The sequence below is a fragment of the Desulfosarcina sp. genome (assembly GCF_041551955.1).
Taxonomy (GTDB): Bacteria; Desulfobacterota; Desulfobacteria; order Desulfobacterales; family Desulfosarcinaceae; genus Desulfosarcina.
Window position 1 is genome coordinate 1 of the sequence record NZ_JBFELV010000241.1, and the last position, 7,618, is coordinate 7,618.

Annotated in this window: 6 protein-coding genes; all 6 read right to left on the reverse strand. The window is 56.0% G+C overall.

Going from position 1 to position 7,618, the window contains the following annotated elements; all coding sequences use genetic code 11:
- The coding region (locus ABYV26_RS16485) for a 2Fe-2S iron-sulfur cluster-binding protein (protein ID WP_372682450.1) at positions 1 to 661 on the reverse strand (661 nt) is incomplete at its 3' end.
- Between the two features lie 161 nt (positions 662 to 822).
- A complete protein-coding gene (locus ABYV26_RS16490; RefSeq protein WP_372682451.1) occupies positions 823 to 1,281 on the reverse strand; it encodes a CBS domain-containing protein in 459 nt (152 codons plus the stop codon).
- Positions 1,282 to 1,420: 139 nt separating this feature from the next.
- Positions 1,421 to 1,633: a hypothetical protein gene (locus ABYV26_RS16495; protein ID WP_372682452.1), complete on the reverse strand. Its 213-nt coding sequence runs from the start codon at positions 1,631 to 1,633 to the stop codon at positions 1,421 to 1,423.
- Positions 1,634 to 1,927: 294 nt separating this feature from the next.
- Positions 1,928 to 4,084 (reverse strand): FAD-dependent oxidoreductase, encoded by a 2,157-nt coding sequence (locus ABYV26_RS16500; protein WP_372682453.1) that lies wholly within the window; start codon positions 4,082 to 4,084, stop codon positions 1,928 to 1,930.
- Positions 4,085 to 4,352: 268 nt separating this feature from the next.
- Entirely contained in the window at positions 4,353 to 4,868 is a 516-nt protein-coding gene (locus ABYV26_RS16505) for a 4Fe-4S dicluster domain-containing protein (protein WP_372682454.1), read from the reverse strand.
- Positions 4,869 to 4,938: 70 nt separating this feature from the next.
- Complete coding sequence (locus ABYV26_RS16510) at positions 4,939 to 7,023, reverse strand: molybdopterin-dependent oxidoreductase (RefSeq protein WP_372682455.1); 2,085 nt, start codon at positions 7,021 to 7,023, stop codon at positions 4,939 to 4,941.
- Positions 7,024 to 7,618 lie beyond the last annotated feature (595 nt).

Consider the following 7,618-nt stretch of genomic DNA (forward strand, 5'->3'; position numbering starts at 1 on the left):
CGGTACGGCGCTCGATGTAGTCTATAAACCGCGTGGTGGCAAACCAGCGGCCGCAGCCCTCGCAGCGCTCCAGGGGGTGTTTGCCGATGGTCTCCTCCCGAATCGTCACCGTGCGGACGTTCCCGCGGTCTTCCACCCGGATCGCGCTGGTGGGGCAGATATTGGCGCAGGTACCGCAGCCAATACAGCGGTCCGGCTCCGGTATCACAAGACTGACCCCGTCAACCTTCTTCATCTTCAGGGCACCTGCGCCGACGATCTCCTTGCACACCCGAATGCACAGGCGGCAGCGCACGCAGCCGTCCGGCGGCGGTTCAAGATCCACGTCGTAATCCATGGCCATCTGACGCAACCGTGTGGACTGAGGCGCCATACGCAGCAGGTTTTTAAAGGCTTTTTTGCGGGCGGCTTCCACGATGGGGCCGGTGGTTTTGATTTCAAGGCCATCGGAGAGCTTGAGGATGCACGAGAGCATGGCGATCTGCCGGCCGCCCGTCCTTCCGGTCACCTCGACTGTGCAAAGCTTGCACGAACCGGAGGGTTTCAGCGCCGGATGGTAACACAGAGTCGGGATGCTGATTCCATTTTCCCGGGCCACCTGGAGAGCGGTCTGACCTTCCTCGGCCGGGTAGGCGGTCCCATCGATAATTGTCGTAATCATATCCTTACTCCTGATAGAATCGTGAAAGGTCGTGTTTAAGACGGTTTTGTAAAAAGGCCGAGATCAAGGCTTGCGAACCCCGAGAAATGAGGTGTACGGATTGTACCCCGCAATGACGAGGGATGAAGCGTAACGCAGATATCGGCCTTTTTACAAAACCGTCAATCCTGTACGGCGTCATGAAGATCGGTGATGTACTCTTGAAGGTAGTGCAGCTCGGCAGTCAATTCGCCCACATGGTGTTTCACCAGATCGGAAATGGTGAGCATGCTGACGATCTGCTGGTCTTCAACCACCGGCAGATGCCGGATATCCGCTTTGATCATCATGGCCATGGCACTGCTGGCCAGGTCCTCCGGCTGGGCCACGATCAAGTTGGGGGTCATGGCTTCGGCAAGGGGCATATCCCGAAACAGGCGGTGGCGCCAGGCCACGTGGCACCGCAGGACGTCCCGCTCGGTAAAAATGCCCACCGGCGTCGCACCATCCATCACGATGAGCGCGGATGTACGGTGCTCAGTCATCTGGACAATGGCATCCTCGGCGGTCCGCTGGGCCGGGATGGTGTGGACCACCCGGCGTTTTTGTTTCATCACATCCTGAACACGCATGCTGGTCATGCTCCTGAAATATCCTATAATTTTTATCGCTCAGCGTTGAAGCGTTGAGACAAGTCATTTGGCAAGGCTAGAGGAAGGAAGCCGTATGGGCAATACGGCGACGACCGATAACGCAGTCCTAATGACTTGTCTTAACGCCTCAACGGTCGATGGGGCGCATGCAGTCCTGGGGAAGCCGGTGCGTCCCTTTGCCTTCCAGGCTCACTTCGACCAGCGCATCCGGATCGTTGATGGTCGTATCCGGATCGGTGATGATGCCGTGAAGACCGACGAACCGGTCCATGTAGGCCTCCCAGCTCTCGTCGTTGCTGCGTTTAAACACTTCAATTTTCTGGCCTTTTCGAAAAACCATAATATTCTCCACATTCGGATCGCTGCTTGATAGACGAATGACGAATGAGCACAACTCCGTAAGGAAAATCCAACTGACCAATACCAAATATCAAATAAATTCAAAACTTCAATATCGAAATTTCAAAGACAATCGTTTCGTTATTCCGTTTGGTTTGGAATTTGAAATATTGGTCATTGTGATATATTGGTGATCTGTTTTTTGATTATTGTTTTTTATTTCAATGAATAAAGCGGGGCGGTCTCACAACTCCATTTCAGTTCTCTGAGTTAGGTTTGAGTGACGATGGCACATCTAAACCGGCAGTGTGCCCACATTAAATCGGGCTGACTTGGTGCGGGCACAATTATCGCAAATTAGTGCCCCGTCGGGGACCTGCGTTACCGATTTCGTCCGCTTGCGGATATAATCCAGATACTTCATCGGCCCCATGGCCTTGCCGCAGGAGTTGCAGAAAACCAGCTTTTGCCGGTTGAGGATGGTGCCGCAGAGTATCAGCAAGCGCTCGTCACCCCGGTCCTCAATTTTCATGGCGTCGTTGGGGCAGTTGGCCGCACATGCACCGCAGGCGATGCAACGTTCCTCGGTAACCCGCAGATCCGTGGGACCGGGATGGTCGAAATCGAGGTATCCCATTTCAAGGGCGCTGATACCCATTTTATCCCGGCAGACCTCCACACATTTACCGCAGCGGCGGCAGATATCGCACCTCAGGCAGCGACGGGCTTCCTCGCGAACCATGTTTTCGGTATACCCCAGCTCGACCTGCTGAAAGGTGGTGCGGCGGCGGTCCATGTTCAGCATGTCCATGGTCGGCCTTTTAATGACGGTTTTGGTGCTGGCCGGCACCTCGATGCAGGCCTCACGCCGCCGTCGAACCGGGACTGGCGGCATCTGGGGCTGGGGAATACCCAGCAGGTACCGATCAATCGCCTCGGCCGCCCTTTTGCCGCCACCGATGGCCTCGATCACCGTGGCCGGTCCGGTTACCGCATCACCAGCGGCGAATATTCCCGCAATGGATGTTTCCATGGTGACCATGTTCACATCGATGGTACCTCGCCGGGTCCAGCCCATGGTTTCCATTTCACCCATGCAGAGTTGGTCCACTTTCTGGCCGATGGCGCTGATCACCACGTCGGTAGTCATGGTATACTCACTGCCCAGGACAGGGACAGGAGACATCCGGCTGCTGCCCTCGCGCTTCACCAACTCAGCCCGGATACAGCTCAGCCCGGTAATTTTTTTGTCTTTCCCCACGATTTTGGCTGGAATGGTCAGAAAAGAGAAGTGAACGCCCTCCTCCTCTGCCTGTTCCACCTCTTCCTCATCGGCCGGCATTTCGTGACGGGTCCGACGATAGGCAATGGTCACCTCTGGGCATCCCAGTCGCAGGCAGGTTCGTGCGGCATCGATGGCCACGTTGCCCCCGCCGATCACCACCACCCGTTTTCCCGGCACACGCCGATCACCTAAGGCCACCCGGCGAAGCAGGTCGATGGCCTCCAGCGTCTGGGGAAAATCCGCTTCACCTGGAATGCCTAAGTTATAGGCCTTATGGGCACCGATGGCAAAGAAAAAGGCAACGTATCCCTGGGATTTCAGATCGTCCAGGGTGACATCTTCACCGAACCGGGTGTTGAACGCAAAGGTGACGCCCAGTTCTTCCAGCATGGCCACTTCCCGGTCGATCACCTCACGGGGAAGCCGGTATCGGGGAATGCCCACCATGATCATGCCGCCGGCCGTGGGCAGCGCTTCGATCACGTGAACCCCGTACCCTTTCAGGGCCAGGTAATAGGCCGCACTCAACCCGCCGGGTCCGGCTCCGATCACGCAGACCCGCCTGCCCTGATCCGGCCCTTTTTCCGGGTTGCGATAGGTGCCTTCAGACATGGCCCGTTCGGCGGCAAACGCCTTGAGAAATTTGATCGAAACCGGGGTGTCCATGCGGCCGCGCACACACATGAACTCACAGGGCCGGGTACACACCAGGCCGCAGACCCAGGGAAAAGGGTTGTCCTGCCGAATCACGTCGATGGCCTCGGCATCCCGACCCTGGCCGATGAGGGTCACGTAGGTGGGAACGTCGATACCTGCCGGGCAGGCCATCTGGCAGGGCGCCGGGGTCAGCCACTCACAGGTTTCGGTGGGGCAATTGTGGGTCTTCACATGGCTTTCGAAAACTTCACCGTGCATTTCCATGGTTCGGTGAAGGTGCTCGCCCAACTGATACCCTTCTGGCTCATCGGCGTCCTGCAGCAGTTCCTTGATCAATTCCAGGACAGTCGGCAGATGATCATCTCCGGCTCGCCCCCAAGCCACGTCATCCAAAAGGCTGTGGATTTCTTCGGCGATGCGGCGGCTCCTCGGGTGTTTTAATCCACCCTTGCCGATGACATCATCGACAAAGTGAATGCTCTCGGTGACCGGACATTGGCTAATCGTCATGAATGACCTCTTGCCACCCATTCGGCCCCTACTGCCGCTGCTCATAAGATGACCGGAGTCAAGAACAGGTTGCCTGCGGCCCTGGCCATAAGAGGAGTGATCCCCCCGGGGCTAACCCGGAGGGATCTGGAGGGAGGGGTATGGGTGCTAGGAACATCGGTAAAAACAAACTTGGTTTTGGTCAAGGAGGGGATATCGCATCGCTGTCCCCGTCTAATCATCATCCACCCGTAGGGGATTTTACAGTGTTTCCCACTTGTTCGCTGCGTCAGAATGCACAGTGCTCAAGCGAAGCGATGGCTTGGGCATGGCGATCCCGGCGAATCTGGGTCATATCTTCCACTTTGCCGAATTTCAGGCAGTGGGTTGTACAGGTGGTCACGCAGGCGGGCTTCAACCCCTGGTCCACGCGATCCTTGCAGTAATCGCACTTGACTACTTTGCCGGTTTCCGGGTTCCACTGGGGTGCCCCCCAGGGACAGGCAGAAATGCAGGTCTTGCAACCCACACACAGGTTGTGGTCCACAAAAACGATGCCGTCACTGCTGCGCTGCTGCATGGCACCGGTGGGGCAGGCCGCCACACACCAGGGATTTTCACAGTGAAAGCAAGGCATGAAAATATAGGCGGCCCGGGGAAGCCCGCCGATCATCTTCGGCCCCACCTGAATGATCTGGCACAGCCGGGGGCCGACCGGGAGATCCTTGTTGGCCTTGCACTGCACTTCACAGGCATGGCACCCAATGCACTTTTTGGTATCCTGAAACAGATAGTATTGGCTCATAATCCTCGCATCCTATTAATGACCCGCGGGTACCGCTCCGACAGCGGTCCCCGGTTGGCAAATCGGCCTGTCAGGCGGCCTTCACTTTGACAAACGTATCGTGATAGGCGGGGCTTCCGCCCACCTTGTCATAGAGGTTCTCTTGAAGGGCCGCATCGCTGACGCCCCTGTTATAGGACCGCTCGGCGCGCTTGGCCTGGTGCCCGAACCCGTGCAGCAGGAAGACACACTCCGGATGGATCAGGTCGGTGACATAGGCCCGCATCTTTCCGCTGTGGCGGCTGGAGGCAATCTCCACCATGGCCCGGTCGGCGATGCCCAGTTCGGCGGCCTTCTGGTTGTTGATCCACAACAGGTTTTCCCCGCACAGCTCGTTGAGGTATTCCACATTCTGAGTGGATACATGGGTGTGCAAGGCCGCCCGGCCGGTAACCAGCCGGAATTTTCCCGGCTCAGCCGACGGCATAGGTTCATAGGCCGGGAAGGACTTAAACCCCGCATCCTCCAGAAGCGAAGACTTGAACTCGATCTTCTTGGACGGGGTCTTGAGTTTGAGGCCATCCATCCGGTCCCAAAAAATCTGCGTTTTACCGTAGGCCACGAACCCTTTGGCATCGAAGTCTTCCATGGTGAATCCGGTGCCCTCCAACTGCCAGCGAACCAGTTCATCCATGTTTTCATAGGGGAAATAGTCGCCGGTGCCGATGCGGTCGGCAATCTGCTTGAGAATCATGGCCCCGTCCCGCGTGTCGTACCGCGGGGTCACCGCCTGGCGGCGCAGAAACATCTGAGGTTTGAGGCCATTGGCCTGCTGGATGCAGTCGGTGCGCTCCAGGTAAGTGGATTCAGGCAGGATCACGTCGCTGTACCAGGCGATATCGCTGTAGTTGATGTCGATGGTGACGATGAGATCCAGCTGATCCAGGGCCTTGCGGGTCAATTCCGTGTCGGCGATGGACATGAGCGGCTCGAAGCGGAAGTTGAACAGGGCCTTGATCGGATAGGGATCGGCGTTCATGATGGCATGGGGAAGTCGATGGGGAACCCCATGGGCCGGATCCGGCAGCGGAAAGTCGGGCGTCCCGGCCTTGTCGAAACGCGGCACCTCAATTTTCGGGAAATCTTGGTCAACCAGTTTGCGCGCCGCCTTGCCGCCCGCTTCGCCTGGACCTTTTTTAAAGAAGATCCCCCCCTTGGTTTCGATGGAGCCCATCAGGGCGTTGAGCATGAGAATGGATCGTCTGAGGTAGATCTCATTGGTGTGGCTGGCGCCGCGATAACCGTAATGAAAAGCCACCGCCGGACGGTCCTTGGCCAGTTCCCGGGCCAACGCCACGATCTCCGCGGCAGGTATTCCGGTCTCTGTTTCCGCCCATTGAGGGGTATACGGCGCGACGAAATCCTGCAGTTCTGCCAAGCCATGCACCCACCGGTCCACAAATGCGGCATCGTAAAGGCGTTCGTCCAGGATGACGTGCATCAGGGCGTAATTGAGGGCCAGGTCGGTGCCCGGACGGATCATCCAGTAGCGGTGCGCCTTGGTGGCGGTAACCGAGACACGGGGGTCGATGTAGGTCATCTTGGCCCCATCCTCCATGGCCGCCATCAGGTTGTTGACTTCCTTGACCGAAATGGCCTCGAAGATATTGCGACCATAGAGCACGATGTGCCGCGTGTTGCGGTAATCAACACCGATTTGGCCGTCGGTAAGGCCGAAGAGAGAGCGGCAGGCCGTATTGACCGATCCCTTGCACAGGGCGTCGTGGGTGAAATGATTGGGTGAGCCGATGGCCTTTAAAAAGGTTTTACTCACGTGAGTCGCCAACTGGGTCCGTTCACCCAGCACCACGCTGTGGCCGCCGTACTGGTCGATGATCGCCTTGAGCTTGTCACCCACGTAGTCCAGGGCTTCGTCCCAACTGGCCTTGCGCCAGTTTCCCGACCCGCGTTCACCGACACGGATCATCGGGCTCTGCACCCGCTGGCGGTCGTAAAGCAGTGACGTCCCGGCGGCACCGCGGGGGCACAGGCTGCCCTCCATGCCGGCCACATGGGGATTTCCTTCGATCCAGGTCACCTGCCCGTCCTTGACCTTGACTTTGATCGGACATCGGATTGAACACATAAAACAGAGACTGTAAACTTCTTTTTCCATTGGATTCCTCCAGCAATGTGAACCGCCAGGCGGTGTTGATCACTAAAACCACCGTATCGACTCCTGTGAGTCATAGCAACAAGCGTACCAAATTTCCTTTCCGCGTAAAGAGACATTCAAAACCAGGTGCCATTAAAAACATAAATCTTTCAGTTTGTTACAAAAAAATTGATCGTGACCGATGTCATAATTGGCAACTATTTATCGCTTTTTCTTTTTTTTCGCATAATTTTATTTGCACTGGTATATTTTTATTGCACTTGTTGGTTTTTTTAACAATAATTGTATTTTCAAGTGGATACCGAATGGCGCAACATATTTAATGCGCCCCGTTCGCCTAAACAACCTCCGACATTAGGCAGGTTTTGTAAAGAGCATTTTTTCTAAACTTACAACATGCTGTTAATATTGAGATTAGTTGACAACTCAAAGCAAACGTCGCATCCTCCTACGAAGAGAATGCAATGGCATGTAACTTGCTCAAGATTGGACAATCTAATTTTTTCAAATGATTGGAGGTGATTTGCGCAGGAGCTGAGACGTTGATTTTTTTGAGGGGGGGTGAATACCATTCATCCTGAAAATGAAAAATGGC